This is a genomic window from Bacillus cereus group sp. MG1 (assembly GCF_040460035.1).
Taxonomy (GTDB): domain Bacteria; phylum Bacillota; class Bacilli; order Bacillales; family Bacillaceae_G; genus Bacillus_A; species Bacillus_A cereus.
The window spans coordinates 1,276,581-1,303,225 of the sequence record NZ_JARVGY010000001.1 but is presented as its reverse complement, the minus strand read 5'-3'; the positions used below and the strand labels follow the sequence as shown (position 1 = coordinate 1,303,225).

Sequence of the window (26,645 nt, the reverse complement as noted above, 5' to 3'; positions counted from 1 at the left end):
AATTAAGAGGAGTTTTCTTTTTAGCGGTAGTTAATGAACTGTACGTCGATTGGTAAATCAGCGCTACGAACAGCTGCGATTACTGCTTGTAAGTCATCACGGCTTTTTGCTGTAACGCGTACTTGATCATCTTGTACTTGTGTTTTTACTTTTAATTTCATTTCTTTAATGATGTTGTTAATTTTTTTCGCGTTATCTTTATCGATACCTTGTTGAAGTGTTGCGCGTTGGCGAACAGTGTTGCCAGTTGCAGCTTCAACTTTTCCGTAATCTAAGTTCTTAATTGGAACGTTACGTTTTACAAGTTTAGAGATAAGAACGTCTTTTACTTGCTCTAATTTAAACTCGTCATCAGAAGTTAAAACAAGTACTTCTTTTTCTAATTTAATATCACTTTTACTTCCTTTAAAGTCATATCGGTTCTGGATTTCTTTTAATGCGATATTAATTGCGTTTGTTACTTCAGGTAATTCTACTTTCGAAACGATGTCAAAAGAACTATCTTTTGCCATAGTTAGCACCTCCAAATAAATTTCTAATCTTTTTATGTACTGTACATACTAAAGTATAGCTGAAAACGAGTCTAGACTTAAGTGTTTTCGTACTTATATTCATGTAACCTCATTTTATTATAGTGAATTTTGGGCAGTTGGACAAATATAGGAAAAATCATGTTATAATTAACTTTTGTTTGGAATGATAAAAAAGATAATTTTATATATATAGAAGGGAATTAAAAAATATGTATTTGCAAATAGGATCGATTGAACAGGTAACTGTTTTACGCGAAACGGAAATCGGATATATGGTTGGGAATGAAGAAGAAGAAATTTTCCTACATAAAAACGAAGTGGCTGGAGAAATTGAAGAAGGCGATACGATTGATGTATTCTTATACCTTGATCACCAAAATCGTATTTCAGCAACAATGAAGGAACCAATTATTACAACTTATGATTGGAACTGGGTAAAGGTTGTAGAAGTTATTCCTAGTTTAGGTGTGTTTGTTGATATTGGTGTGTCAAAAGATATACTAATTCCAGCTGATGAGTTCCCGATTTATATGCCGGTATGGCCAGAAGTAGGCGACGAATTATATTGTACGTTAAAATTAACGAATCGTGATCGTTTAATTGCTCTTCCGGCAAGAGACAGTGATATGCAAGAAATTATCGTAGATGCAACGCCATCTATGCGTAATAAAAACGTAAACGGACGTGTATATCGTTCACTTCAAGTTGGTTCATTCATACTAACGGATGAGCATTTCCGTGCTTTCCTACACCATACAGAAAGAAAAGAACAAGTCCGCATCGGTCAGCGTGTAACGGGCCGTATTATTGACGTAAAAGATGACGGTACAATTAACATTTCACTTCTTCCTCGTAAAGAAGAAGGAATGGAAGATGATGCTGCAGTAATTTATGCATATATGGAAGAACGAGGCGGAGCAATGCCGTTTTGGGATAAGAGCCATCCAGAAGATATTAAAGAACGCTTTAACATGAGTAAAGCTGCATTTAAGCGCGCACTTGGTAAGTTGATGAAAGAAGAAAAGGTTTACCAAGAAGAAGGTTGGACGTACTTTAAGAAATAAGGTGGATGAAAAAAGAACTATTCTTTCTCTGAATTTTTAAGAGAAGGGATAGTTCTTTTTATTTTTAATAATGTATTCGCTCTATAAGGTAGATATTGTGAAAGAAGTAGGCAGGATGGAAACTAAAGTTATAGAAGAGGTATGTTATAAAGTTTTAAAAATATATGGTTAATTATTATGTAGTTTTTTAAGTGAGATTTTGATTGTAGTATTTCTTATGTGATTCATTAAAAAGGCTAAAAGAATATAAGAGATTTATCGCAGTGTTTGTACTGCCTATCCTGCTATTTGCCGGGCAGTAAGATCATCACTGATTAAAGTTTCATTTTATGTATAAAATTGTGATAGCTTTTACACTGTGTTTTGAATTTTTACAACGCTGACAGTATTAAAAATATAAAATAATTAGGATGATTATATGCATATTTGGATACTAACAAATTGGCGGAAATATTATAATCTAGAAGAGAAGAGTCATCGCATGGGACTACGAGTAAAATTCGATAAAGATGTTGATCCTGAAGTGAGAAGAGCTATTAAAGAGTTTTGTAAATGGATACGCCGAGAATATTTTTTTCCAATTAGAGTACCTATTTATGTAAAATCTTCATATAAAATAAAGGCGATGGATGGTGAGTTGGTCTATGGTACTTTCTTTGAACCATTTGATCGAAATGATGAGCCGTATATTCGTATTTCGACAGGAGATTATTACGATGAGCTAGAGAAAAGAGGGAAAGATGACGCTTTGGGAGGATATTTGTTTACTATTGCGCATGAACTAACACATTATTTTCAATGGATTAATGATATAAGACTAACGAGAATTGGATATGAGAGGCAGGCTACTGCTTATTCAGGATATATTATTGATGAGTATAAAGAAACTAGAGAGCATCCGTGAAATAGAAACTTTATGGATAATTGGAAGTATGATAATTAGCAATGGGCTTGAATGAATGCCCTAATATTTAGGGGCTATCCGGGATTAGATATCTGAGTTATTAAACAAAAATAAGTGTGGGTAATACGCTTTGACGAAAAGGTGTGTATATGAAATTTTATAACGCAGTATATCTTATAATTTCTTATGATGATGAGATATTGAAAGAGAGGTACGAAAATGCAAGATAATGTACTGGAACAATTGATAAAGAGTCTCTCGGTATTATCCCTTGAAAAAGAACACGAAATAGCAGCAGTTGATTTACATGATATATATGAGAGCACTGAAAGATTCGAACAATTACTTGAAAATATTATGAACTCACAACAGTCTAAAGAAGAATTAATAGATGCGCTAATTGAAGTGGAGATAGAATTAGATCACATCAATTGGCATTACAAAAGCTTGAAGAAAAAGTTGGAAATATTGATGAAAGATTAAAAAGCACAACCTTATTTAAAAAAATAAGGTTGTGCTTTTTTAATTTCCTTGCGGAGAAACAAGAGTAAATGTATCTTTCAAATCACTATCATTTATTTTAATATTTGCCTTTTTTAATTCCTCTTGTAACAATTTTTTGCTGAATACAGGATCAGCAGTACGTTCTTCCTCTAAGTTTTTGCGAATAGAGTTTTTTACCTCATCGTAAGGTTTTAAATCTTTTTTATCAGTTAATTTAATAACGTGATAACCGTTTGATGATTTTACGGGATTGCTAATTTGTCCAACATTTAGTTTGTAGGCAGCCCTTTCGAATTCAGGAGCCATTGTACCTGAATTGAAGTATCCAAGGTCTCCGCCTTTATCTTTTGATAGTAGATCTTGTGATTCTTGTTTTGCTAATTCTTCAAATGAAGCACCAGCATCTAGTTTACTCTTTATTTCTTTCGCTTCATTTTCGTCACTTACTAAAATGTGACTCGCTTTAATTTCTGGCTTATAGTGGTCTTTTACGTCTTTCTCTGTAATGCTTTTCTTAATCGCTTCATTCATAGCAAGTTTGAACTTAATTTGATTTTTGAAATCCTCTTCATCTTTTAAACCATTATTTTCTAATACTTTTTTGAATTGATCTCCATATTGTTTTTTTACTTTTTCTACTTCTTTATTTACCTCTTCATCAGATACTTTATATTTTTTTGTGATGACGTCTTGTGCCATCATTTCGTATAGCATGTCTTTTCCGTAACGATCTTTCAATTGTTTTTCGAAGTTATCCTTTGTAATGGTCGAGTCTGTTGCTGTAGCGACTGTAGCTGAGCCGTTTTTTTGTCCGCAAGCAGATAACATCAATATACTTATTAGTGCAGTAATAATGAAAATATGTTTCCCTCTCATGCCAACACCTCATCCGAATATGTTATCGCTATTGTAGAATATAGAAGTGAACATGAAGTGAATTTTTAATGTTTTTTTCCTTTAAAATGTAAAAAAGTACATCAACATAATTGTTGATGTACGATGGAATCAAAGGTGATCGGTCTTTTTAGAGTATGCACGTTTACCTTGCTGAATATTTTTTTGCTCTTGCTCATTTTTTTGTGTGCGTTTTGCGTTATTATCGCGTGCTTTTTTGTCGTTATCACTCGTATGTGGCATATGTATCAACTCCATTTCTAAACGTTGTACGTTTATCATTTCCTTTTTCGTAAAGACTATGTATAGCGGTGCATTTATGAAGGGTAAAGGTGGATTCGAAATGGATTTGAAGTTGAATTATACTGAACTTATAAAGAAGTTAATCGTTGTAATCATCGCAGGTTTATTAAACGCGATTGGGATGAATTTATTTTTAACGCCAGCAAAAGTGTATGCGAGCGGCTTTGCTGGATTGTCTCAATTATTATCACAAATATTAGGTGATTTTTTATCGATTCACATATCTACGGGAGTATTGTTTAGCTTATTTAATATTCCTGTCGTTATTTTAGCGTGGAAAAAGGTTGGAAAGGCCTTCACCTTTTTTAGTTTTCTTTGTGTTATATTTATGACTCTGTTTCTAGAAATCATCCCTGTTAGAGCGGTTTCGAATGATATCATATTAAATGCGATTTTTGGCGGGATTATTTCGGCAATTGGAGTAGGGATTGCTTTAAAGTGGGGTGCTTCTACAGGTGGATTAGATATTATCGCCATGATTTTATCAAAAATAAAAGATAAGCCTGTCGGTACATACTTTTTCTTTTTTAATGCAATTATCATTATCGCTGCTGGCTATGTATATGGATGGGAAAAAGCGTTGTATACGCTAGTGACTTTATATGTATCAACGAGAATTATTGATGCAATTCATACTCGTCATGTAAAGATTACAGCATTAATTGTTACGAAGAATGGGGCAGACGTAAGAAAGGCGATTCACTCGCGATTAGTAAGAGGGATTACAACGATACCAGCAACAGGTGCTTATACGAATGAAAATAAAGAAATGTTAATGATGGTTATTACCCGTTACGAGTTATACGAATTAGAGAGGATTATTAGACAAGTGGACCCAGGTGCATTTACAAATATACTGCAAACAGTTGGGGTGTTCGGATTGTTTCGGAAAGATTAAAGAGGACCAAAGTTGGTCCTCTTTTTTAATGTAAATTCGTAATGTTTTGCAATTGCTCTTGCATTTCACGGAGCTGAACTTTTTCAGCAGTTGAAGAGTTTGCGTAAGCGGATTGCAAAGCATTTTTTGCTCTATACACGAGATCTTGTTGCTCAGTACCGCTTGAACAAGATACGGCATTTTCAACAGCATCTCTAGCTTGTTGGAATAGTAAGTTCCCCATTTAAACCCCTCCAAAAGAAGAGTTACTTCTTGCTTTTTCTGCCTCAGCTAATGTACCTCTGTACGGGAATCTTGCATCATGCTTCATAACAGCATCGGCTCCTTGTTGGATAAAACGTTTTGATTTGTTCTTTTTACCCATTCGAAAAACCCCCTTTATTTAGCTGAAAACAATCGACGCAATGTCTCATGCGTCTACTTATAGTATGGACATTTGGCAGGAAACTATAAGTAGGGAATTTTTAGATTACAACCCAAGAACCTCTTCTAAATATAAAGCAATACCATCTTCTTCGTTCGTTAACGTCGTATGGTTTGCGAGTGATTTTAATTCAGGGATGGCATTTCCCATTGCGATGCCATGACCAGCAAATTCAATCATTTCAAAATCATTATCTTCATCACCGAAAGCGATAATGCGCTCTTGTGGAATGTTGTAATGACTAGAAATTTTTTGTAATCCAACTGCTTTATTTAATCCGCTTTTCACAATTTCAATAATCGGCCAAGGTGCGCCCCATTTTCTATGGTCGATTACTTCCGCATGCATATCCGTTAAATGTTGACGAATTGCAGTAGAATGCTCGTCATGTGCGTCAATTAATAAGCAAGTTGGATGATCGTTTAAAATATTTAATAAGTCTCCGGTAAAAATCTTAGGAGAGCCGAATTCGAAAATATGTTTTTTATCTTCATCAATTTCACGAACATACACATCGTCCATTACTTCCGCGTATATATTTTTTACGCCAAAATCAAAGCAAGCTCGGACAATTTCTTGCGCTGTTGCTAGCTCAAGAGGAGAGTGATGTGTTCCCCAGTTTGAATCAAGAGGATGATGTACGTAAGCGCCGTTAAAGTTTACGATAGGTGTGTTAAGATCAAGTTCTTTATAGTAATCGTAACTAGCACGGAATGGACGTCCTGTTGAAATAACAACAATATGTCCCTGTTCCTTTGCTTTTGCAATTGTATGTTTCGTTCGAGTGGAAATTATTTTGTTGTCTGTTAATAAAGTGCCGTCTAAGTCTAATGCGATTAAATGTTGTTTGTTCATAATTTCACCTCTTATAATAATTTTTTTGTATCTATCTGTATTTCCGTTTTTAATATGCAGAAATAAGAGGTTAGGCTCGGTGAAATCACCATAGATGGAAGTTTCACTATATATCCATCTTACGTCTCAAAGTGCTGTGGTGTCTACTATTTATCGTTGAAAATTAAGAAAAGTCAACATCTTTTTAGAAAGTTCAAACAATGTTTCTTTCATTATGTACAAATTGTGAAAAGGGTTACATTGCTCGTGTGGTGAGGCATATAATGAACATGTAATCTTCTCGTATATGTTTGACTCTCCTTTGAAACTAGCCTAGAGTAGGTTGGTTTCTTTTTTTTTCTACAAGTAGGAAAGAAATCCCTGCTTACGCTTGTGTCATTCATATATATGTACAAGAATGAGATGTAGTACTGTTTCCTAAACATGACAGAAAAGCTTTCTTTTAAAATGGATATACTAATGAGGCAAGACGTCATGGAAGGAGAATGAAGATGGGACAAAATCGCAGGTTTCGTTCTGGACAAAAAGCGCCGAATGATGGCATTTACGTAGAAATTGGTGAAACGGGAAGTATGGTGAAAGATCCGCAAATGGTGAAATTAACTGCCGGTGAAAAGTTTCCGGATAACACGAATCATAACCGCCAGTGGACATATAAAAGAAAACCGTAACAGAAGCCGCAATCATTATTGCGGCTTTTTTGTCGTTACACATTGTAATTTCATTTACCGTATTTTTTAGCAGTATAATGAATGCTCTCTTTTTCTTTTTCAAATAATAAGTTTGAAAATACATAGGCAAAATTATTGTATAAAAAAGTCAGTTGGCGTATAATCAAATCAAAGGTCAAAGAAAGTCAAACTTTTGGAGGGCTGTAAAGATGGACTTAAATCAAATGACAACAAAAACACAAGAGGCGATTATGAGTGCCCAATCTTTAGCGGTATCTCATCATCACCAAGAGGTGGATACTGTTCATCTATTACTTGCATTATTAGAAGAGCAAGATGGATTAGCAGTACGTATATTTCAAAAAATGAATGTTGATATAGAAGCATTAAAGCAAGGTGCTGAAAGTTTAATTAAAAAGAAACCTTCTGTAACGGGGAGCGGTGCAGAAGTTGGAAAATTGTATGTAACGAGCGCTCTGCAACAACTGCTTGTAAGAGCAGGGAAAGAAGCAGAAAAACTGCAGGATGATTACATTTCAGTAGAACATGTGTTGCTTGCTTTTTCTGAAGAAAAAGGCGATATAAATCAATTATTTACAAGATTGCATATTACGAAAGATAACTTATTACAGTCTTTAATGACAGTTCGGGGGAATCAAAGAGTGACGAGTCAAAATCCAGAAGCAACTTATGAAGCGTTAGAAAAATATGGTCGTGATTTAGTGGCGGAAGTGAGAGCAGGGAAAATCGATCCTGTAATCGGCCGTGATAGTGAAATACGACGTGTAATCCGTATTCTTTCACGTAAAACGAAAAACAATCCGGTTTTAATTGGGGAGCCAGGTGTTGGTAAAACAGCAATCGTTGAAGGGCTAGCCCAGCGTATTGTGAAAAAGGATGTACCTGAAGGATTGAAAGATAGAACGATTTTTGCGTTAGATATGAGTGCACTCGTAGCTGGTGCGAAATTCCGTGGTGAGTTCGAAGAGCGTCTGCAAGCTGTATTAAATGAAATTAAAAAGAGTGAAGGACGCATTTTATTATTCATTGATGAACTTCATACAATAGTTGGAGCTGGTAAAACAGAAGGAGCCATGGATGCAGGAAATATGTTAAAACCGATGCTTGCGCGTGGTGAACTGCATTGTATCGGGGCGACGACGCTCGATGAATATCGCAAATATATTGAGAAAGATCCAGCGCTAGAAAGACGTTTCCAACAAGTATTAGCAGAAGAACCAACTGTTGAAGATACAATTTCAATTTTACGTGGATTAAAAGAACGCTTTGAAATTTATCACGGTGTAAATATTCATGACCGTGCGATTGTAGCAGCGTCAGTTTTATCAGATCGATATATTTCAGATCGATTCTTACCTGATAAAGCAATTGACCTTGTTGATGAAGCGTGTGCAACAATTCGTACAGAAATCGATTCTATGCCAACAGAATTAGATGAAGTAACGCGCCGCATTATGCAGCTGGAAATTGAAGAAGCGGCTCTTGGAAAAGAAACGGATCGTGGTAGCCAAGAGCGTCTAAAAACATTGCAACGTGAATTATCGGATTTAAAAGAAGTTGCAAGTGGTATGAGAGCAAAGTGGGAGAAAGAAAAAGAAGACATTCACAAAGTTCGTGACTTACGTGAACATTTAGAACGTCTGCGTCGTGAATTAGAAGAAGCAGAAGGTAATTACGATTTAAATAAAGCAGCCGAACTTCGTCACGGGAAAATTCCAGCAATTGAAAAAGAGTTAAAAGAAGCGGAAGAAATGGGCGCGCATAATAAACAAGAAAATCGTTTATTACGTGAGGAAGTAAGTGAAGAAGAAATTGCAGATATTGTTTCACGCTGGACGGGTATTCCTGTTGCGAAACTCGTGGAAGGTGAACGCGAGAAATTATTACGCTTAGAGCAAATCTTATCAGAGCGTGTCATCGGACAAGAGGAAGCAGTAAGCTTAGTGTCAGACGCAGTTCTTCGTGCTCGCGCTGGTATTAAAGATCCGAACCGCCCGATTGGTTCTTTCATCTTCTTAGGACCAACAGGTGTTGGTAAAACAGAACTTGCAAAAACGTTAGCGCAGTCTTTATTCGATAGTGAAGAGCAAATGATTCGCATTGACATGTCTGAGTATATGGAGAAACACGCAGTGTCACGCTTAATTGGTGCACCTCCTGGATATGTAGGATATGAGGAAGGTGGTCAATTAACAGAAGCGGTAAGACGTAAACCATATTCCGTTGTTTTATTAGATGAAATTGAAAAAGCACATCCAGAAGTATTCAACATTTTATTACAAATGTTAGATGATGGGCGCATTACAGATTCGCAAGGTCGTACAGTGGACTTTAAAAATACAGTTATTATTATGACTTCAAATATTGGATCTGCTCATTTACTAGATGGATTAGAAGAAGATGGTTCGATTAAAGAGGAATCAAGAGATCTTGTAATGGGACAATTAAGAGGACATTTCCGCCCTGAATTTTTAAACCGTGTTGATGAAATTATTTTATTCAAACCTCTTACAACGAATGAAATTAAAGGCATTGTTGATAAAATTGTAAAAGAACTACAAGGTCGTCTAGCTGACCGTCACATTACAGTAGAATTAACAGATGCAGCAAAAGAATTTGTTGTAGAAGCTGGTTTCGACCCAATGTACGGAGCTCGTCCATTAAAACGATACGTACAGCGTCAAGTGGAAACGAAATTAGCACGAGAATTAATTGCAGGAACAATTACTGACAATAGTCACGTAGTTGTTGATGTAGAAAATAACGAATTAGTCGTTCATGTGAAATAAAAATAAAAAAGAGTTCGGATAAAATCCGGACTCTTTTTTTAGTGTTGTTCTACTGGCTCGTTTGGAATTGCAGCTGAAATTGCTAGTACTAACACAGCAAGAACAACTGAGAAAATAGACGCTTGGTTAAAGTCGTATGTACCGCCAGTCATAGAGCCGATTACATAGCTCATCATATGTACAAGTAAGAACGACCAAATTAATGCCCAAATGAAACGCATATTTTACACCTCTATTCGTTCAATCTGTCCTTATTGTAACACAATTGAAAAAAGAATATAGAAAAATATTTGTAGATTTTTCAACGCAAATTTGCATTCCGTTCATACATTATAAAAGAGTACTTTTATATGTTTAGAAAATAAGGCGGGGGAAAAATGAGTATTACGGAACGTTTTTTTTACTTAGAAAAAGAACCATGTGTCATTTATTTACCGGAGAAGCCAAATGGATTTTCTGTTATGCTCCTCGGTGATTATAACTACTTTATTGAGAATGGTACAAGTTTATGGACACAACATGCGGGTAAATCTTATTTTTTACATGGTCTTATTGAACAAGGCTACACGGTCTTTTCCTCTAATTTATACGGAAGACATTGGGGAAACGATCAATCTGTTCGTCTGGCAAAACGTTTATATGATGTTGTTTTGAGAAAAGAGACGTTAAATGCGAAAATGCACATTATGGCAGATGGTATGGGAGCGCTTGTAGCACTTGAAATGATGAACAAATATCCTGAATGTATTCGTTCTGTTGTTATGCTAAATCCGTGTTTAGATTTACCAGAATATGTAAGTTTTGAGAAAGAGCATAAATTTTTTTACAAGAGACTCGTGAAGGAATTAAGTTTGGCGTATGATGCCAAAGAAGAAGAATTAGAATCAAAAATAAATAAGAAATCATTTACGCTTCTTCCATCTTGTGTACCTGTTAAAATTTTCGTATCAACACAAGAAAAAAGAGGAAGAAAACAGCAGTTGCGTAGATATGAGAAAATGAGGCAACTAAATCAATGTGATACTTCTGTCTTGTTCCATCTGCAAGATGTGAAATATAAAATGGTTAGGCAAACGACTGATTTCTTTAAAAAATATGAAGAAGAATTATGAAGCTCCCATATACATAAATGAGGAGCTATTTGTTTCAGAGGGAAAGGATTGGTGGTATGGAACGCGTGCTGATAATAGGTGCACTTACGTTTGTAGGTTATCACCTTGTAAATAAAATGATTGCAGAAGAAGTGGAAGTCTATGGTCTTGATTTTGATGAATTCGATAGTATGACCAAAATTAATGAAGAGAAGTTATTATTAATTGGGCGAAATGCGTTATTTACGTATTATTCGATAAGAGATGAAGATGGATGGAGATCGGTTGAGGAAGAGAGATTCGATACTGTTTATTTTTGCTTATATGAGCCAAATCAGCAAAGTGGATTTCGGAATGAAAGAGTCATATTACAATATTTAAAGCGAATTATAAGAATGTGTGAAGAACAAAAAGTGAAGTTAAATTTAATTTCTTCTATTGAAGTAGGCAGTACAGATGAATCCGAAAATAAGCGCCTATTTTTGAAAGTAGAAGAAGGATTGAAAAAAGGGAATTTACAATATAGTGTATTTCGAGTTCCAACATTATATGGACCGTGGCAACCGTCCTTTATGATGTTTCATCAGCTTATTTTATCAGAATTAGTTGAAAAAGAGTGCCGTTGTACGATTGAGGAAAAGGGGAATGATTTACTTTACGTTGAAGATGTATGTGAATACTTATGGGAACATGGAACGAACGGGGCGCATCTTGGTATATACAATTTACTTAGTGGTAAACAGTCATTATGGGAAAAAGGTATGAATCTTTTACGCGCGGATGATAAAGTAAATAAAAATAACAGCGAAGTAAGAGATGAGGCTATCGAAGTAATTTCGATAAAAAGAAATACTCCGTTAGAATACGGTTTAAATAAGCAACTGGCACACATGAAAAAATATAAAGAGTTATACGAAGGGTAGTACGCGTGTTACACTATTGTATGTGAAAGTTTTAATGGAGAGGAAGAGTATAATATGAACGAAAAAAGCATGCAGTTTTTACAAATCGCAATGAAGCATTTACCGGAAGCAAAGGCAATTTTAGATGATAATGGAATTGCACTTGATATGGAGAAGGCACAGCCGGTGTTAGAGTTGTTAATGAAAGTTATGAACGAAGCTTACGAGCTTGGGAAAGCAGATAAAGAATAAAAAGCATCTTTTTAAGATGGAAGAGAGGCCCGAACCGTGGATAGAAGCGGTCAGGGCCTTTTTTATTCTCGCCTGGGGGAAAACCAGAGATATGAAGAGGATAAAGGAAAAGTAGTGAGGAGAACTGTCTAGTTTAGAAGGAAAGCAGATAAAGAATAAAAAGCATCTTTTTAAGGTGGAAGAGAGGCTCGAACCGTGGATAGAAGCGGTCAGGGCCTTTTTTATTCTCGCCTGGGGGAAAACCAGAGATATGAAGAGGATAAAGGAAAGGTAGTGAGGAGAACTCTCTAGTTTAGAAGAAAAGCAGATAAAGAATAAAAAACATCTTTTTAGATGGAAGAGAGGCTCGAACCGTGAACAGAAGGGTTTGAGTCTTTTTATATTTGAGAGGTATGTTTCTGTTTCTTTTAATGAAAAATAAAGTGGATAATGCGTTAGCTTTCTGTTTTATGCGAAATATATTCTAGACAAAAATACATTTATGTTTTAAAATTAGTACCAAGTCATAATAATTGATATAAAACGGAGGGCTGCGATGTGAACGTGGGCATTTTAGGGATCGGAAGATATGTGCCAGAAAAAGTAGTCACAAATCACGATTTAGAAAAAATAATGGATACATCCGATGAATGGATTCGTACGAGAACGGGAATTGCAGAAAGACGCATTGCCGATGATACAATAGATACTTCATATATGGCCGTAGAGGCTGCAAAAAAAGCACTTGAAGATGCAGGGGTTAGCGGAGAAGATATCGATCTTATTTTAGTGGCGACAGTAACACCAGATCGTGCGTTTCCAGCAGTAGCTTGTGTCATTCAAGAAGCGATTGGAGCGAAACATGCAGCTGCAATGGATGTAGGTGCAGCATGCGCTGGTTTTATGTACGGAATGATTACAGCGCAGCAATTTATTCAAACGGGGACTTATAAAAACGTATTAGTAGTTGGTAGTGATAAGCTATCTAAAATTGTAGACTGGAATGATCGAAATACAGCGGTATTATTTGGAGACGGAGCCGGTGCTATCGTAATGGGAGCAGTTTCAGAAGGAAGAGGCGTTCTATCTTTCGAATTAGGAGCAGACGGAAGCGGCGGTAAGCATCTATATCAAGACGAGTATGTTATGATGAATGGCAGAGAAGTCTTTAAATTTGCCGTTCGTCAACTTGGTGAATCTTGTCTTCGCGTGCTGGATAAGGCTGGTCTTACAAAAGAGGATGTGGATTTCTTAGTACCGCATCAAGCGAATATTCGTATTATGGAATCTGCAAGAGAGAGATTAAATTTACCACAAGAAAAAATGAGTATGACAATTGAAAAGTTTGGTAATACATCAGCTTCTTCAATTCCAATTGCAATGGTAGAGGAATTGCAAAATGGACGTATTCAAGATGGTGATTTAATTATACTTGTTGGTTTTGGTGGCGGATTAACATGGGGAGCAGTCGCTCTTCGTTGGGGTAAATAAGGACTGAGAGAAAAAAAGGAGTGTATTTTGTATGGAAAAAAAGAGGGTCGTAATTACAGGACTAGGAGCTGTTACACCGGTCGGAACAGATGTTGAAACAGCATGGGAAAACATTAAAAAGGGTGTATCTGGAATCGGACGACTTACAAGAATTGATCCGGAACTATTTCCAGCAAAAGTAGCAGCAGAAATTAACGACTTTGAAGTCGAGAAATATATTGATAAAAAAGAAGCGCGCCGTATGGACCGCTTTACACAATATGCAGTAGCAGCAGCGAAAATGGCAGTTGCAGATGCAAAGCTTGAAATTACAGAAGAAAACGGACCTCGAATTGGTGTATGGATTGGATCAGGTATTGGCGGTATGGAAACATACGAAGAACAATTTAAGATTTTTACTGAGAAAGGCCCACGCCGCGTGAGCCCATTCTTCGTACCGATGATGATTCCGGATATGGCAGCAGGTCAAGTATCAATCGCAACAGGAGCAAAAGGAATTAACACTTGTTCTGTAACGGCTTGTGCATCTGGTGCAAACTCAATTGGTGATGCATTTAAAGCAATTCAGCGTGGTGATGCTGATGCAATGATTACAGGCGGAGCAGAAGCACCGCTAACAAGTATGGCATTCGCAGGATTTAGCTCAGCGAAAGCATTAACATTTAATGAAGACCCAGCAACGGCTTGCCGTCCATTTGATAAAAACCGTAGCGGTTTTGTAATGGGTGAAGGCTCAGGTATTCTAATTCTTGAAGAATTAGAGCACGCATTAGCGCGTGGTGCTCACATTTACGCGGAAATTGCTGGTTATGGTGCAACTGGAGATGCGTTCCATATTACAATGCCTGCTCCTGGTGGTGAAGGCGGAGTGCGTGCAATGCGTCAAGCTTTAGCTGATGCAGGCCTACAGCCAGAAGATATTGATTACATTAATGCGCATGGTACAAGTACGGATGCGAATGAAAAATATGAAACGATGGCAATTAAAGAAACTTTCGGTGAGCACGCGTATAAAGTAGCGATTAGCTCAACGAAATCAATGACAGGTCACTTATTAGGAGCAGCTGGTGCTGTTGAAGCGATTTTCTCTATTAAATCAATTACAGACGGAGTAATTCCGCCAACAATTAACTATGAGACACCAGATCCAGAATGTGACTTAGATTACGTACCGAATCAAGCGAGACACCAAGAAGTAAATGCAGTATTAAGTAACTCATTAGGATTTGGTGGTCATAACGCAGTGTTAGTATTTAAATCGTATAAATAATAGATGAAATAAGGAGTTTTTTCGCAATATATTGCGAAAAAACTCCTTATTTATTTTTACGCCTTTTTCTCCTGTAGCATATACATAAGAAAAAGGAGGGATAAAGATGGGGATTGTTGAAACAGCTGAATGGCTACATTTATATTATGGGCGGCCAGAAAAACTTTGTGAGAAATTTACGAAGTATATTCCGTTGCCAAAAGAAAGGTTGTATCGCTTTTTAATTTCAAAAGGGATGTATCGCCCGATTATGCGCGGAGAAAAGGAAATTAAAGAATTAGAGGAAAAGGAAATTTGGAAAGAATTGAGCCTGGAGTATGATAAACTGAAAAACTGGTTAAAAGGTCCAGATGTCCCTGTCTTTATTTTATTATCAGATTCCTATAATCGAACTGTACAAGAAGAGTATAACGGTAGGGCTGGATTATCTATGCGTCATGTTATTTTCTTATTCGTATGTGGACGGAATTCGGTAGAAGAATTAAAAGTGTTATTAGCGCATGAATATCATCACATATGCAGGTTACATCAAATTGAGACGAAAGAAACAGAATATACATTACTTGATACGATGATTATGGAAGGGCTAGCTGAACAAGCAGTAACAGAAAGGTATACAGAAAAAAACAATGCACCGTGGACGGCGTATCTTTCAAAGGAAGAGGCTATTTATTATTGGAAAAATATTGTACATGAAAGAATAAGTATAAAACGAGGAACAAGGGAACATGACATCTTATTAAATGGCTTTCACTCTTATCCGAAGATGCTTGGCTATGCGCTTGGATTTCATATTGTCAAAGATTGTGTAACTTTGGAAGGAGAAGATACACTTTCTTTATTATCTATAGATGCAAAAGAAATATTGAATAAAGCAAGTACATTTCATATATAAAAAAACAGGAGTTCTATTTCCTGTTTTTTTAGTATTAATAGAAGAAAAAATAATAATTAGAATATATTTCCTCAAGTGGAATAAAGTTAAGCAAAAATGAACATAATGATTGGTACAAACAGTAGTGAAGTGAGGGGTAGTGAATGTTATATCTACATGATGTATGGGTAAATTGGTTTGAAGGTGAAGAAAATGGGTATAACGTTTGTCATTTTTACGAATGGCGGAAAGATGATACGATTGAGCTATTAGATCAAGTGCCATTATTAAAAGTAGATGCCACATTATATCATTACATCGAGAACGAATTGTTAGAGCTTCCGCAAAAAATGCTGGAAGACGTACATCATAAGGCTTATATTCGTAAAAATCATGAACGTTTGCAGCAAGAGTATTGCTTTGTTGTTACAGATGGAAAAGGAATTATTGCGATTGACACAATTGGTTACAATGTACCAATTCGCAAAAGCAGACTTATACCACGCCAAGAGCAGATGGTATATGAGATGGTAGAAAACGTACAAGCAGAAAAGTATGAGTTCCAAGTAGAAGAAACAGAAAAAGAACATCACATTTTATCACCATCGCCTTTCATTATGAATGGCTTGACTCGTAAAGAAAGACAGCTAAAACAATTATTATTTATGGCGTTAGATCAATTACATACAACGAAAAATACAGCAGAAATTCGCTATTGGTTCACAGAGTGGGATCCATCAGCATATGGAATGGTTCAACATATGGAATTTGAAGATATTTGGGTTAAGCTGTATGATGAAGCGAAAACAGGCTGGTCTGATAAGCATGAACAATTATGCGAGCGTCTCGTAAAAGGACAGCCATTTTTTGAAAAGTTATGGGAAATGGAAAATGAGCAAAAGGTAAATTAAAAAACCGCCAATTGGCGGTTTTTTAATTTTGTAGTAATCCAGCTCCAGCGGCAAGAATGTTCGGTGGCTTCGCGCCTTCCTGCGAGGCAAAAAGCGCCTCTACGTCAGGAGCTCCATCCCCCTCACATTCTAAACGAGCCGCCTCCACCTTATATGTAATCCAGCTCCAGCGGCAAGCTCTTCGTGTCTAAGAACCTTCCGCATAAGAAGGAAAAAAGCTCCTTTTATGCGAAAGAACCTTAGCCAGTCAGAGCTGAACGAGCCGCTTCCACTTTATATGTTACCTACGTTTTCTGCTTAGTCCCATTGCGTTTTCTACTTTGCGTAGTTGTTTGAATGCAACGCGGTTTGCTTTTTCTGCACCTTTGTCTAGAATTTCGTCTAGTTCTGGTGAGTTGATTAGTTCGTTATATTTGTCTTGGATTGGACGAATTGCTTCTACGACTACTTGCGCTAGGTCGCCTTTGAAGTCGCCGTATCCTTTTCCTTCGTACATTGCTTCAATTTCTTCAACTGTTTTTCCAGAGAATGAAGAGTAGATTGTTAATAAGTTAGAGATACCAGGTTTGTTTTCTTTATCAAATTTCACAATACCTTCAGAGTCAGTAACAGCACTCTTAATTTTCTTTTCAATTGTTTTTGGTTCATCAAGCATACTGATCATTGATTTTGGATTCGGATCAGATTTACTCATTTTCTTCGTAGGTTCTGTTAATGACATAACGCGAGCGCCTACTTTTGGAATACGAATTTCAGGAATTGTGAACACTTCACGGAAGCGTTTGTTGAAACGCTCTGCTAGGTCGCGTGTTAATTCCATATGTTGCTTTTGGTCATCACCAACTGGTACGATTTCAGTGTTGTAAAGTAAAATATCAGCAGCCATTAATGGTGGATACGTAAGTAATCCAGCTGGAACTGAATCTCTACCCGAAGCTTTATCTTTATATTGCGTCATACGTTCTAATTCTCCAACGTAAGCAACAGATTGCATGATCCATCCTAATTGAGCGTGTGCTGGTACTTCTGATTGTACAAATAAAGTAGCTTTTTCAGGATCGATGCCGCATGCTACATAAAGTGCAGCAAGACTGCGGATGTTTTTACGAAGTCCGACGGGATCTTGAGGTACTGTAATCGCATGTTGGTTTACAATACAGAAATAACAGTCGTGTTCATTTTGAAGCTCTGTAAACTGCTTCATTGCGCCTAAATAGTTTCCAAGTGTAATCGTTCCACTTGGCTGAATACCAGAAAAGATAACTGACATAAGTAATTCCTCCTAAAATTGAATGCGTGATGGGGGGGAGAGAAGGCAAACAAAAAAGCCCATTCATCCCAAAAACTATAGGGACGAATGGACCGCGGTACCACCCTAATTATTTCACTACTGTGAAATCTCTCTAATCCATAATAACGTTAGGATATAACGCCAAAGCCTACTACTTTCGGTTCGGTTTGGTGCTCAAAAGCCCATTCCATACTGTACAATTACTTGTTCACACCAACCACAAGCTCTCTGAAATTGCCTCAATATGTACTCTTCTTTATCATCGCATACATATAAATTTATTTATTGTTACTTGAGCTCTTTTAATATGAAAGAACTAAAGTTTTATAACAAAATGTTTTGCTGATTATTATATCATATGGGATAGTGTTTGCAAACTACATCAAAATAGTAAAGCTAATAAGGGTCGAGAACAACCCAAGGAAGATACCTGTAATACAAATTGGATATGTCCATTTGAATGAATATGTTTTATAAATACGTTCTTTCTTATCTGTAGGTTCCTCGACTTCTTCAATTAAAGAGTCAATCTTTTTGTTCGTACCAAATACTCTTTGGAATGCGTAAATGGTTACATTGAAAAAACCATTTTGAAATATGTATAAAAAACCGCCGATAAGAATAAAAAACAGTGCAATATAAAACAAAATGTTGACAAAGTTCAACAAAAATTGAGATGAAATGAGGAATGCGCCAATACTAGAAGCAATCATCGCTATAAAAATTAGTATACAAGTATGAAAAAAAACTTTATTCAAAATATTCCCCTCCGTCAAAATATTACTAGAATTATTATACTATAAAAGCTATAATAAGTACTAGGATTAATTTTTTGAAAATTATACGCAATTAAAGGTCTGATTTTAAGATGATGGTAGCAATGTTAATGTATCCCTTTACGAAAAATTTAAAATATAAATATTTTATTAAAAATTTTAACAAAAAAACAAAAAACTATATTCACAATTGTTATATTATATGTATAATGAAAATTGTAGAAACTTGGAGATTATTCTTTCAATTCTACTTTTTAACAAGTGAGGGTACAGGAAGTGCAATTAGGGGAGGCAACACAACATGAAGAAAAAGATACCGTTATTACTTGCATCAACTTTAACTGCAAGTATGTTGCTTAGCGCGTGTAGCTACCAAAAAGATGACGCAAAAGCAAAAGGGAAAGAGAACGCTACGAGTAGTAGTAACGGAAAACAGATTCTTAATTTAACAGAGTTATCTGAAATTCCGTCAATGGATGCATCATTAGCATCTGATTCTTCATCTTCTACAGCATTAAATAATACGATGGAAGGTTTATATCGTATTGGCAAAGACCAAAAGAGAATGCCTGGAGTTGCAGAAGATGTCGAAAAGCTAGATGATGGGAAGAAATACATATTTAAATTAAGAAGAGATGCGAAATGGTCGAATGGGGAACCTGTAACAGCTAAAGACTTTGTGTATTCATGGAAAAGAGCAGTAAATCCAGATACAAAAGCAACGTATTCATACATTATGTTCGATATTAAAAATGCAGAGAAAATTCATAAAAAAGAATTACCTGCTGACCAATTAGGTGTAAAAGCGATTGATGATTATACATTAGAAGTAGAATTAGACAATCCCGTTCCTTACTTTATCGATTTAACAGTTTATCCAGTATTTTACCCACTAAATGAAAACTTTGTAAAAGCACAAGGTGATAAATTTGGTTTAGAGGCAAATACAACATTATATAACGGTCCATTCGTTATGAGTGATTGGAAACATGAACAAAGTTTCCAATTCAAGAAGAATCCTTCATATTGGGATAATAAAACGGTTAAAATCGAAGAAATCAACTTTAATATTGTAAAAAATACAGCAACTGATGTAAATTTATATGAGACAAACGCGATTGATCGGGCGGCTTTAACGTCTGAATTTGTTGATAAGTTTAGAAAAAGCCCAGAGTTCCAAACAAGAAAAGAGGCAGGGGTTGCTTACTTAAGATTTAATCAAAGTAATCAGTACTTAAGTAATAAAAACTTAAGAAAAGCAATTTCAATGTCCTTTGACCGTGATAACATTGCAAAAGTTATTTTAAATAACGGCGCAATTGGAGCTTACGGATTTGTTGGAAAAGATTTCGCTGAAGGTCCAAATAAAAAAGATTTCCGAGCTGAAAATGGAAAGCTAGTTGAAACAAATCCAAAAGAAGCAAAAAAGCTTTGGGAAACAGCGAAGAAAGAGCTTGGAACTGATAAAATCGAACTAGAATTCTTAAACTTTGATAATGAAGATGCTAAAAAAGTTGGGGAATTCTTAAAAGGTGAGATGGAAAAGAACTTACCAGGTTTATCAATTAAAATTAAACAGCAACCATTCGCACAAAAAAATAAATTAGAAGATTCTCAGCAATATGATATTGCGTTTGGTATTTGGGGACCAGATTTCCCAGATCCAATCTCATATTTAGATATGTTTGTTACGAATGGTTCTCAAAATAAAACAGGGTATTCTAATCAGAAATATGATGAGTTAATCCTAAAAGCTAAAACAGATACAAAAGATTTACAAGCTCGCTGGGACAACCTTCTAGAAGTAGAGAAGATGTTAATTAAAGAGGATGCAGTTATCACTCCAATCTTCCAAAAAGGTTCAGCGTATGTAGTAAAAGGTGCCGTAAAAGATATTATCCCAATTAACTATGGTGGTAAATTAACTTACAAATGGGCATCTGTTGAACAAAAATAATCTTTTTTTTCCATCGTTTACAAGGGTATATGCCTATGATGGGCATATGCTCTTATTTTAAAAAAATAAAAGTAAGAATATTTTAAACTATCTTATTGCTTTTGAGAAAAACGGGGAGGTGCTTGACTATGGGACGTTATGTATTAAAACGTTTCGTGTACATGGCTTTGACATTATTTTTAATTACTACAATGACTTTCTTTTTGATGAAATTACTTCCGGGTTCTCCGCTTAAAAACCAGGAGAAGCTATCACCGGCACAAAAAGAAATCATTCTTGAAAAATACGGATTGAATGATCCGGTACCAGTTCAATATGCACGTTACTTAGGTAACTTAGCAAAAGGTGATTTAGGGGTATCATTCCAATATGATAACCGCCCGGTAACAGACATGATTGTGGATCGTATTGGACCATCAGCCCAATTAGGTTTACAAGCGATTATATTAGGAACATTTATCGGTTTAATTTTAGGTATTGTTGCCGCACTTCGTAATAATACGTGGGTAGATTATAGTGCAACAGTTATTTCGGTACTCGGAATGTCGGTACCATCATTCGTATTCGCCGCATTACTGCAATATTTCGTAGGGGTAAAACTAGGCTGGTTCCCAGTAGCATTCTGGAAAGGACCAGAGTTTACTGTAATGCCTACAATTGCATTATCGATGGGAGTTATCGCGACAATCGCACGTTTCTCTCGTGCAGAATTAATTGAAGTTATGCAAGCCGATTACATTTTAACAGCGAAAGCGAAAGGAATTAGCCAAGGCGTTATCATTGTCAAACATGCACTTCGTAACGCGTTAATTCCAGTTGTAACAATTTTAGGACCAATGGTTGCGGCATTAATTACAGGAACACTTGTTATCGAGCAAATTTATGCTGTACCAGGACTTGGGGAACAATTCGTTAAATCGATTACTTTAAATGACTATACAGTTATTATGGGAACTACGATTTTCTATAGTGCGATCTTCATTTTAGTTATTTTCATTGTCGATATTTTATACGGAATTATTGATCCTCGTATTCGTTTAGCGGGAGGGAAAAAATGATGAAAGATGTACAAAAATTATCTCCAGATTTATTTCAACAAGCCAATCAAAATAATGTTGATAATGAAGTCATTGCCCGTCCAAGCTTAACGTTTTGGCAAGATGTAAGAAGACGTTTATTCCAACATAAAGGTGCGATGCTTGGCCTTGTATTGTTAGTTATCATTGCGCTATTAGCGATTTTTGGACCGATGGTAAGTAAACACTCGTATAAAGAGCAAGATTTAGGTCGTGCGAAATTACCACCAAAAATTCCAGTTATTGAAAATGTTCATTGGTTACCATTTGACGGTACAGATCAATATGGTGTTGACCAATATGAAAAACGTGATATTAAAGAGTACTTCTGGTTTGGTACAGATGACCTTGGCCGTGACTTATGGACAAGAACATGGGAAGGTACACGCGTATCATTATATATCGCTCTTTTAGCGGCAGCAATTGACTTAGTAATTGGGGTTGCATACGGAGGTATTTCAGCATTCTACGGCGGTAGAGTAGATAACATTATGCAACGTATTATGGAGATTATTAACGGTATTCCATACTTAATCATCGTTATTTTAATGGTAATCATTATGGGATCTGGTATTTGGTCAATTACACTTGCGATGGCGATTACAGGTTGGATAGGGATGTCGCGTATTGTTCGTGGACAAATCTTAAAGTTAAAAAACCAAGAATATGTATTAGCATCTCGTACATTAGGTGCAACAAATACACAATTAATTGTGAAACATTTAATTCCAAACGTAATGGGACCTATTATCGTAATGACGATGTTTACAATTCCATCAGCGGTGTTTGGTGAAGCGTTCTTAAGTTTCATCGGTTTAGGAATTCAGCCACCATTTGCGTCACTAGGTTCTCTTGTAAATGATGGTTATAAATCTATTCAAACGTATCCGCATATGATGTTCATCCCTGCGGTTGTCATCAGTATATTAATTTTAGCGTTTAACTTAATGGCAGACGGATTACGCGACGCGTTAGATCCAAAAATGCGTAAGTAAAAGAGGGGAGAGGCAAAGATGAAAACATTGTTAGAGGTAAAAGATTTACAAGTCTCCTTTGATACACATGCAGGTGAAGTACAAGCTGTACGCGGCGTTACTTTTGATTTGAAAAAAGGAGAAACATTGGCGATTGTAGGAGAATCTGGTTCAGGGAAATCAGTTACTTCTAAAGCGTTAATGGGATTAATTCCGAATCCTCCTGGACGCATTAAAAATGGTGAAATCGTATTTGAAGGTCGTGACTTAACAAAATTAACAGAAAAAGAAATGCAGCAAGTACGCGGTAAAGATATTGCGATGATTTTCCAAGATCCAATGACATCATTAAACCCAACGATGACAATTGGAAATCAAATTATGGAAGGTCTAATTAAACACCAAGGGATGAGTAAAGCAGATGCACGTAAAGTTGCTTTAGAGTTAATTGACCTTGTAGGTATTCCAAATCCAGAAGCTCGTTTAAAACAATATCCTCACCAATTCTCAGGTGGTATGAGACAGCGTGTAGTTATTGCGATGGCGTTAGCTTGTAACCCGAAATTATTAATTGCCGATGAGCCGACAACAGCGCTAGACGTTACGATTCAGGCGCAAATTTTAGAACTTATGAAAGACATTCAGCAAAAAACAGAAGCAGCAATCATTTTCATTACGCATGACTTAGGTGTAGTAGCAAACGTTGCGGACCGAGTGGCAGTTATGTACGCTGGTAAAGTTGTTGAAATTGGAACTGTAGATGAAATTTTCTACAATCCGAAACATCCATATACTTGGGGTTTAATCGCATCTATGCCAAGTTTAGATGGTTCAGAAGAAGAGTTATATGCAATCCCTGGAACACCTCCGGATTTATTGAAGCCGCCAAAGGGAGATGCTTTTGCACCACGTAACCCACAGGCACTGAAAATTGATTTTGAAATGGACCCACCTTTATTTAAAGTAAGTGATACGCACTATGCGGCAACTTGGTTACTTCACGAGCAAGCTCCAGAAGTAAAACCGCCGGCAGTCGTTGAAAAACGCATTCTTCAAATGAAAGCAGGTGAACAACATGACTAAACAACGTGAGAAATTAATTGAAGTAAAAAATGTAAAGCAGCACTTCGACGTGAGTGGTGGTGTTGTCAAAGCGGTTAATGATATTTCATTTGATATTTACCGCGGAGAAACATTTGGTCTTGTAGGAGAATCAGGTTGTGGTAAATCGACAACTGGAAGAACGATTATTCGTTTATATGATGCAACTGCTGGTGAAGTGTTATTCGATGGTGAAAATGTACATGGTAAAAAATCACGCGCAGAGCTGAAGAAATTCAACCGTAAAATGCAAATGATTTTCCAAGATCCATATGCATCATTAAACCCTCGTATGACAGTAGGGGATATTATTGCAGAAGGTATCGATATTCACGGACTAGCGAAAAGTAAAAAAGAGCGCATGGACCGTGTTCATGAACTATTAAACACAGTTGGTTTAAATAAAGAGCACGCAAACCGTTTCCCACACGAATTCTCAGGTGGACAACGTCAGCGTATCGGTATCGCTCGAGCGCTTGCTGTAGACCCAGAATTTATCATTGCCGATGAGCCGATCTCAGCACTTGACGTATCGATTCAGGCGCAAGTTGTAAACTTACTGAAAAAGCTACAAAAAGAAAAAGGTTTAACATACTTATTCATCGCCCATGATTTATCAATGGTAAAATACATTAGTGACCGTATTGGTGTAATGTACCGTGGCCAAATCGTTGAGTTAACAACAAGTGATGAATTATATGCGAATCCAATTCATCCATATACGAAATCACTATTATCAGCGATTCCACTTCCAGATCCAGATTATGAGCGCAATCGTAAACGTATCGTATATGATCCATCACAGCATAATTATGGTAGTGAAGCACCAACAATGCGTGAAATTCGCCCAGGACATTTCGTACTATGTTCGGAAGCGGAGTACAAGAAATATAAAGAGATTTATCAATAAGAAAAAGAGCCATTCTTCTGTTATGGAAGGATGGCTCTTTTCTACTATATAAAAGAATTGTATACATTTGTCGGTCAGTCGATATATTTAAAGAATCGCCGATATAAATCTCATGTATCATTAGTGATATCCATATGCAAAATTACTGAACTTGAACAGAAACATTCTCCTCTTGTTCTTCAGGTTTAACAAGTGCATAACGCTCCCATGCTCTACTTTTCCAGCGGAAGAACATAATAATGGCACGTGTCCATTCGTCGATGGCGATTGCTAGCCAAATACCAACGAGCCCCATATCTAAATGAAAGGCGAAAAAGTAACCTAGTGGTAAACTCATTAACACCATAGAGAATGCACCGATTAAAACAGGATATTTTGCATCACCAGCTGCACGAAGCGAATTAATGATGACGATGTTCATCGTACGTCCCGTTTCAAGTAGTACACTTAGTAAAAGAACACTTGCGCCTAACCCGATAATGTGCGGATTATCTGTAAACAGTCCCATTAATTGTGTACGGAATGTAATAACGAGAGCGACCATACATAAAGTTACACCAATTGCCCATTTTACACTTTTCCACAAGCGTTCGTATGCTTCATCTTTTTCGCCACCACCAACGAGGCGGCCAATAATAATGGCTGTTCCCATACCAATTGCAATTGCAAATAAATAAGTGAACATGGAAATGTTAGTAGCGTATTGTCTAGCAGCTAATGATTCCGTTCCTAAGTACGTTGCGTAATAAAGGAAGACGATTTGACAAGCTTGATACATCACTTGTTCAAATGCAGATGGAATGCCAATTTTTAAAATTTTCCCAATGTATTCTTTGGATAAAGTGAAGTAATATTGTAATTTCACACGATATTCCATAACGCGGTATAGTAACCAGAAGAAAACAATAAGTGCGATCAATCGACTGATAGCGGAAGAAATTGCAGCCCCTTGTACACCGAGCTCAGGGAAACCAAATTTCCCGAAAATGAGTACGTAGTTTCCAACGATATGAATCATATTCATTCCGAGTGAAATAAACATCGCTTGCTTTGTAAAACCGTGTACACGGATAATTGCGGCTAATGAGTTAATAATAGCTTGTAGGAAGATGGCTCCTCCGACGATAGATAAGTAGTTTTGCGCATACGTTAGTACATCGCCTTGTAAGTTCATTGCGAGCATCATATGTTTCGAAAATAAAAGAAAACCAGCGCTTATAACGAGCCCAACTATTAAATTTAATGTGACGGCTAATGCTGATATTTTAGATGCTTCCATAAAGCGTTTGGAACCGAGGTATTGAGATACAACGATAGCAGCGCCGTTCCCGATGACTTCTAATACCAAAATCGCAATATGAAGATATTGATTCGCTGCACCAACCCCAGATACAGCATCGTCTGATAATGCACTTAACATGAAAGTATCAGCGATCCCCATTAACATAAAAAGAAAAACTTCTAGAAAAATAGGCCATGTTAATAAGAATAAACTTAATTTCTCAGTAGGCCCGTTTTTTGCCTGAATTGCTGCCATGTCCGTCCCCTCTTTACCGATATCTATTTTTAGCAAAATGTATCGTAACATACTTTCTTAACCTTTGCACTCATTTTAGCCTACATATTTTTATTATGAAGAGAGTGCTATTTTATGATAAAAACAAAAGGATAATTATACATAAAATATTATGAGATATAAAATTCGTTTTTCTCTGATAATTTAGAAAAGTGTAAAAAAATATTATTTTTAACACTTTAGTATGAATAATCAGCAATATGAAACGTTTACAAAGGTATATTTTTTAACGGAAAATTTTAATGAAATAGAAATATAAATATACAAAAAATATATTTGTGTGTATAATATGAATTATTAGAACATATATATATTTCTTTTTGTTTGAAAATGAAAGGGTTAACATTTTTTTGG

Annotated in this window: 28 protein-coding genes and 1 other annotated feature; of the genes, 18 read left to right on the top strand and 10 right to left on the bottom strand. The window is 36.2% G+C overall.

What is annotated here, in order from left to right; all coding sequences use genetic code 11:
* Window positions 1-20: 20 nt before the first annotated feature.
* Window positions 21-512, bottom strand: coding sequence for a YajQ family cyclic di-GMP-binding protein (locus QCI79_RS06650; RefSeq protein WP_001040149.1), 492 nt, complete (start codon window positions 510-512; stop codon window positions 21-23).
* A gap of 230 nt (window positions 513-742) precedes the next feature.
* Between QCI79_RS06650 and QCI79_RS06645 the strand changes: the two genes are divergently transcribed.
* The 3 genes from QCI79_RS06645 to QCI79_RS06635 all read left to right on the top strand — a co-directional run bounded on the left by QCI79_RS06645 (window position 743) and on the right by QCI79_RS06635 (window position 2,984).
* Window positions 743-1,597 (top strand): CvfB family protein, encoded by an 855-nt coding sequence (locus tag QCI79_RS06645; protein WP_000281260.1) that lies wholly within the window; start codon window positions 743-745, stop codon window positions 1,595-1,597.
* A gap of 418 nt (window positions 1,598-2,015) precedes the next feature.
* On the top strand, window positions 2,016-2,501 hold the full coding sequence (locus tag QCI79_RS06640; protein WP_000548429.1) for a hypothetical protein: 486 nt from the start codon (window positions 2,016-2,018) through the stop codon (window positions 2,499-2,501).
* Window positions 2,502-2,720: 219 nt separating this feature from the next.
* Complete coding sequence (locus tag QCI79_RS06635; protein ID WP_001153798.1) at window positions 2,721-2,984, top strand: hypothetical protein; 264 nt, start codon at window positions 2,721-2,723, stop codon at window positions 2,982-2,984.
* 39 nt (window positions 2,985-3,023) lie between these two features.
* On the opposite strand, the gene prsA is transcribed toward QCI79_RS06635, so the two are convergent.
* Window positions 3,024-3,881, bottom strand: a complete 858-nt coding sequence (prsA, locus tag QCI79_RS06630; protein WP_001214215.1) for a peptidylprolyl isomerase PrsA — start codon at window positions 3,879-3,881, stop codon at window positions 3,024-3,026.
* Window positions 3,882-4,010: 129 nt separating this feature from the next.
* Window positions 4,011-4,142 carry a DUF3941 domain-containing protein gene (locus QCI79_RS06625; RefSeq protein ID WP_001120851.1) on the bottom strand — a complete coding sequence of 44 codons (132 nt, stop codon included), beginning with the start codon at window positions 4,140-4,142 and terminating at the stop codon, window positions 4,011-4,013.
* 100 nt (window positions 4,143-4,242) lie between these two features.
* On the opposite strand from QCI79_RS06625, the gene QCI79_RS06620 reads away from it, so the two are divergent.
* The gene (locus tag QCI79_RS06620; RefSeq protein ID WP_000364432.1) at window positions 4,243-5,100 is read left to right on the top strand and encodes a YitT family protein; all 858 of its coding nucleotides are present in this window, start codon (window positions 4,243-4,245) and stop codon (window positions 5,098-5,100) included.
* Window positions 5,101-5,125: 25 nt separating this feature from the next.
* Here QCI79_RS06620 and QCI79_RS06615 read toward each other — a convergent pair whose 3' ends face one another.
* The 3 genes from QCI79_RS06615 to QCI79_RS06605 all read right to left on the bottom strand — a co-directional run bounded on the left by QCI79_RS06615 (window position 5,126) and on the right by QCI79_RS06605 (window position 6,379).
* Entirely contained in the window at window positions 5,126-5,323 is a 198-nt protein-coding gene (locus QCI79_RS06615) for a DUF3813 domain-containing protein (protein WP_000527407.1), read from the bottom strand.
* Window positions 5,324-5,464, bottom strand: coding sequence for a hypothetical protein (locus tag QCI79_RS06610; RefSeq protein ID WP_000516816.1), 141 nt, complete (start codon window positions 5,462-5,464; stop codon window positions 5,324-5,326).
* A 105-nt stretch (window positions 5,465-5,569) separates the two neighbouring features.
* Window positions 5,570-6,379: a Cof-type HAD-IIB family hydrolase gene (locus QCI79_RS06605; protein ID WP_001041232.1), complete on the bottom strand. Its 810-nt coding sequence runs from the start codon at window positions 6,377-6,379 to the stop codon at window positions 5,570-5,572.
* Between the two features lie 491 nt (window positions 6,380-6,870).
* Between QCI79_RS06605 and QCI79_RS06600 the strand changes: the two genes are divergently transcribed.
* Together QCI79_RS06600 and clpB are read left to right on the top strand one after the other, a co-directional pair.
* The gene (locus QCI79_RS06600; protein ID WP_000531421.1) at window positions 6,871-7,050 is read left to right on the top strand and encodes a YjzC family protein; all 180 of its coding nucleotides are present in this window, start codon (window positions 6,871-6,873) and stop codon (window positions 7,048-7,050) included.
* Window positions 7,051-7,259: 209 nt separating this feature from the next.
* The gene (gene clpB / locus QCI79_RS06595; RefSeq protein ID WP_000365401.1) at window positions 7,260-9,860 is read left to right on the top strand and encodes an ATP-dependent chaperone ClpB; all 2,601 of its coding nucleotides are present in this window, start codon (window positions 7,260-7,262) and stop codon (window positions 9,858-9,860) included.
* Window positions 9,861-9,898: 38 nt separating this feature from the next.
* Here the strand turns inward: clpB and QCI79_RS06590 are convergent, their stop codons facing one another.
* Entirely contained in the window at window positions 9,899-10,081 is a 183-nt protein-coding gene (locus QCI79_RS06590; protein ID WP_001211116.1) for a YjzD family protein, read from the bottom strand.
* A 156-nt stretch (window positions 10,082-10,237) separates the two neighbouring features.
* Here QCI79_RS06590 and QCI79_RS06585 point away from each other — a divergent pair, with 156 nt between their 5' ends.
* The 7 genes from QCI79_RS06585 (at window position 10,238) to QCI79_RS06555 (ending at window position 16,630) form a co-directional block, all read left to right on the top strand.
* On the top strand, window positions 10,238-10,972 hold the full coding sequence (locus QCI79_RS06585; RefSeq protein WP_000028691.1) for a lipase family protein: 735 nt from the start codon (window positions 10,238-10,240) through the stop codon (window positions 10,970-10,972).
* Between the two features lie 29 nt (window positions 10,973-11,001).
* Window positions 11,002-11,874: an NAD-dependent epimerase/dehydratase family protein gene (locus QCI79_RS06580; protein WP_000487722.1), complete on the top strand. Its 873-nt coding sequence runs from the start codon at window positions 11,002-11,004 to the stop codon at window positions 11,872-11,874.
* A gap of 54 nt (window positions 11,875-11,928) precedes the next feature.
* Window positions 11,929-12,105 carry a ComZ family protein gene (locus tag QCI79_RS06575; RefSeq protein WP_001986215.1) on the top strand — a complete coding sequence of 59 codons (177 nt, stop codon included), beginning with the start codon at window positions 11,929-11,931 and terminating at the stop codon, window positions 12,103-12,105.
* A 537-nt stretch (window positions 12,106-12,642) separates the two neighbouring features.
* On the top strand, window positions 12,643-13,575 hold the full coding sequence (gene fabH, locus QCI79_RS06570; RefSeq protein ID WP_001100533.1) for a beta-ketoacyl-ACP synthase III: 933 nt from the start codon (window positions 12,643-12,645) through the stop codon (window positions 13,573-13,575).
* Between the two features lie 31 nt (window positions 13,576-13,606).
* Entirely contained in the window at window positions 13,607-14,845 is a 1,239-nt protein-coding gene (gene fabF, locus QCI79_RS06565; protein WP_000412656.1) for a beta-ketoacyl-ACP synthase II, read from the top strand.
* 106 nt (window positions 14,846-14,951) lie between these two features.
* Window positions 14,952-15,740, top strand: coding sequence for a DUF2268 domain-containing putative Zn-dependent protease (locus QCI79_RS06560; RefSeq protein ID WP_000513275.1), 789 nt, complete (start codon window positions 14,952-14,954; stop codon window positions 15,738-15,740).
* Window positions 15,741-15,883: 143 nt separating this feature from the next.
* The gene (locus QCI79_RS06555) at window positions 15,884-16,630 is read left to right on the top strand and encodes a YjbA family protein (RefSeq protein WP_000966128.1); all 747 of its coding nucleotides are present in this window, start codon (window positions 15,884-15,886) and stop codon (window positions 16,628-16,630) included.
* A gap of 280 nt (window positions 16,631-16,910) precedes the next feature.
* On the opposite strand, the gene trpS is transcribed toward QCI79_RS06555, so the two are convergent.
* Window positions 16,911-17,900: a tryptophan--tRNA ligase gene (gene trpS / locus QCI79_RS06550; protein WP_000110985.1), complete on the bottom strand. Its 990-nt coding sequence runs from the start codon at window positions 17,898-17,900 to the stop codon at window positions 16,911-16,913.
* A gap of 76 nt (window positions 17,901-17,976) precedes the next feature.
* Window positions 17,977-18,193: a binding site (T-box leader), on the bottom strand.
* A 105-nt stretch (window positions 18,194-18,298) separates the two neighbouring features.
* Complete coding sequence (locus QCI79_RS06545; protein ID WP_001044997.1) at window positions 18,299-18,679, bottom strand: DUF3899 domain-containing protein; 381 nt, start codon at window positions 18,677-18,679, stop codon at window positions 18,299-18,301.
* 319 nt (window positions 18,680-18,998) lie between these two features.
* Between QCI79_RS06545 and QCI79_RS06540 the strand changes: the two genes are divergently transcribed.
* The 5 genes from QCI79_RS06540 (at window position 18,999) to QCI79_RS06520 (ending at window position 24,715) form a co-directional block, all read left to right on the top strand.
* The gene (locus QCI79_RS06540; RefSeq protein ID WP_000727219.1) at window positions 18,999-20,654 is read left to right on the top strand and encodes a peptide ABC transporter substrate-binding protein; all 1,656 of its coding nucleotides are present in this window, start codon (window positions 18,999-19,001) and stop codon (window positions 20,652-20,654) included.
* Between the two features lie 128 nt (window positions 20,655-20,782).
* A complete protein-coding gene (gene opp3b, locus QCI79_RS06535) occupies window positions 20,783-21,712 on the top strand; it encodes an oligopeptide ABC transporter permease (RefSeq protein WP_000534172.1) in 930 nt (309 codons plus the stop codon).
* A complete protein-coding gene (gene opp3C / locus QCI79_RS06530; protein ID WP_000974106.1) occupies window positions 21,709-22,725 on the top strand; it encodes an oligopeptide ABC transporter permease in 1,017 nt (338 codons plus the stop codon). The genes opp3b and opp3C overlap by 4 nt, the downstream gene beginning before the upstream one ends.
* 18 nt (window positions 22,726-22,743) lie before the next feature.
* Window positions 22,744-23,787, top strand: a complete 1,044-nt coding sequence (locus QCI79_RS06525; RefSeq protein ID WP_000854346.1) for an ABC transporter ATP-binding protein — start codon at window positions 22,744-22,746, stop codon at window positions 23,785-23,787.
* Complete coding sequence (locus tag QCI79_RS06520; RefSeq protein WP_000166348.1) at window positions 23,780-24,715, top strand: ABC transporter ATP-binding protein; 936 nt, start codon at window positions 23,780-23,782, stop codon at window positions 24,713-24,715. Before QCI79_RS06525 ends, QCI79_RS06520 begins: the two co-directional genes overlap by 8 nt.
* 142 nt (window positions 24,716-24,857) lie before the next feature.
* Here QCI79_RS06520 and QCI79_RS06515 read toward each other — a convergent pair whose 3' ends face one another.
* Window positions 24,858-26,303, bottom strand: coding sequence for an MATE family efflux transporter (locus QCI79_RS06515; protein ID WP_002100828.1), 1,446 nt, complete (start codon window positions 26,301-26,303; stop codon window positions 24,858-24,860).
* Between the last annotated feature and the right edge of the window lie 342 nt (window positions 26,304-26,645).

Coding starts and splice junctions, on each gene's coding strand:
- opp3b (WP_000534172.1), top strand. CDS start 20,783: ATGGGACGTTATGTATTAAAACGTTTCGTGTACATGGCTTTGACATTA.
- QCI79_RS06555 (WP_000966128.1), top strand. CDS start 15,884: ATGTTATATCTACATGATGTATGGGTAAATTGGTTTGAAGGTGAAGAA.
- trpS (WP_000110985.1), bottom strand. CDS start 17,900: ATGTCAGTTATCTTTTCTGGTATTCAGCCAAGTGGAACGATTACACTT.
- QCI79_RS06515 (WP_002100828.1), bottom strand. CDS start 26,303: ATGTTACGATACATTTTGCTAAAAATAGATATCGGTAAAGAGGGGACG.
- QCI79_RS06540 (WP_000727219.1), top strand. CDS start 18,999: ATGAAGAAAAAGATACCGTTATTACTTGCATCAACTTTAACTGCAAGT.
- QCI79_RS06615 (WP_000527407.1), bottom strand. CDS start 5,323: ATGGGGAACTTACTATTCCAACAAGCTAGAGATGCTGTTGAAAATGCC.
- QCI79_RS06610 (WP_000516816.1), bottom strand. CDS start 5,464: ATGGGTAAAAAGAACAAATCAAAACGTTTTATCCAACAAGGAGCCGAT.
- QCI79_RS06575 (WP_001986215.1), top strand. CDS start 11,929: ATGAACGAAAAAAGCATGCAGTTTTTACAAATCGCAATGAAGCATTTA.
- fabF (WP_000412656.1), top strand. CDS start 13,607: ATGGAAAAAAAGAGGGTCGTAATTACAGGACTAGGAGCTGTTACACCG.
- opp3C (WP_000974106.1), top strand. CDS start 21,709: ATGATGAAAGATGTACAAAAATTATCTCCAGATTTATTTCAACAAGCC.
- QCI79_RS06590 (WP_001211116.1), bottom strand. CDS start 10,081: ATGCGTTTCATTTGGGCATTAATTTGGTCGTTCTTACTTGTACATATG.
- QCI79_RS06635 (WP_001153798.1), top strand. CDS start 2,721: ATGCAAGATAATGTACTGGAACAATTGATAAAGAGTCTCTCGGTATTA.
- prsA (WP_001214215.1), bottom strand. CDS start 3,881: ATGAGAGGGAAACATATTTTCATTATTACTGCACTAATAAGTATATTG.
- QCI79_RS06640 (WP_000548429.1), top strand. CDS start 2,016: ATGCATATTTGGATACTAACAAATTGGCGGAAATATTATAATCTAGAA.
- QCI79_RS06605 (WP_001041232.1), bottom strand. CDS start 6,379: ATGAACAAACAACATTTAATCGCATTAGACTTAGACGGCACTTTATTA.
- QCI79_RS06560 (WP_000513275.1), top strand. CDS start 14,952: ATGGGGATTGTTGAAACAGCTGAATGGCTACATTTATATTATGGGCGG.
- QCI79_RS06620 (WP_000364432.1), top strand. CDS start 4,243: ATGGATTTGAAGTTGAATTATACTGAACTTATAAAGAAGTTAATCGTT.
- clpB (WP_000365401.1), top strand. CDS start 7,260: ATGGACTTAAATCAAATGACAACAAAAACACAAGAGGCGATTATGAGT.
- QCI79_RS06650 (WP_001040149.1), bottom strand. CDS start 512: ATGGCAAAAGATAGTTCTTTTGACATCGTTTCGAAAGTAGAATTACCT.
- QCI79_RS06645 (WP_000281260.1), top strand. CDS start 743: ATGTATTTGCAAATAGGATCGATTGAACAGGTAACTGTTTTACGCGAA.
- QCI79_RS06520 (WP_000166348.1), top strand. CDS start 23,780: ATGACTAAACAACGTGAGAAATTAATTGAAGTAAAAAATGTAAAGCAG.
- QCI79_RS06525 (WP_000854346.1), top strand. CDS start 22,744: ATGAAAACATTGTTAGAGGTAAAAGATTTACAAGTCTCCTTTGATACA.
- QCI79_RS06600 (WP_000531421.1), top strand. CDS start 6,871: ATGGGACAAAATCGCAGGTTTCGTTCTGGACAAAAAGCGCCGAATGAT.
- QCI79_RS06625 (WP_001120851.1), bottom strand. CDS start 4,142: ATGCCACATACGAGTGATAACGACAAAAAAGCACGCGATAATAACGCA.
- QCI79_RS06585 (WP_000028691.1), top strand. CDS start 10,238: ATGAGTATTACGGAACGTTTTTTTTACTTAGAAAAAGAACCATGTGTC.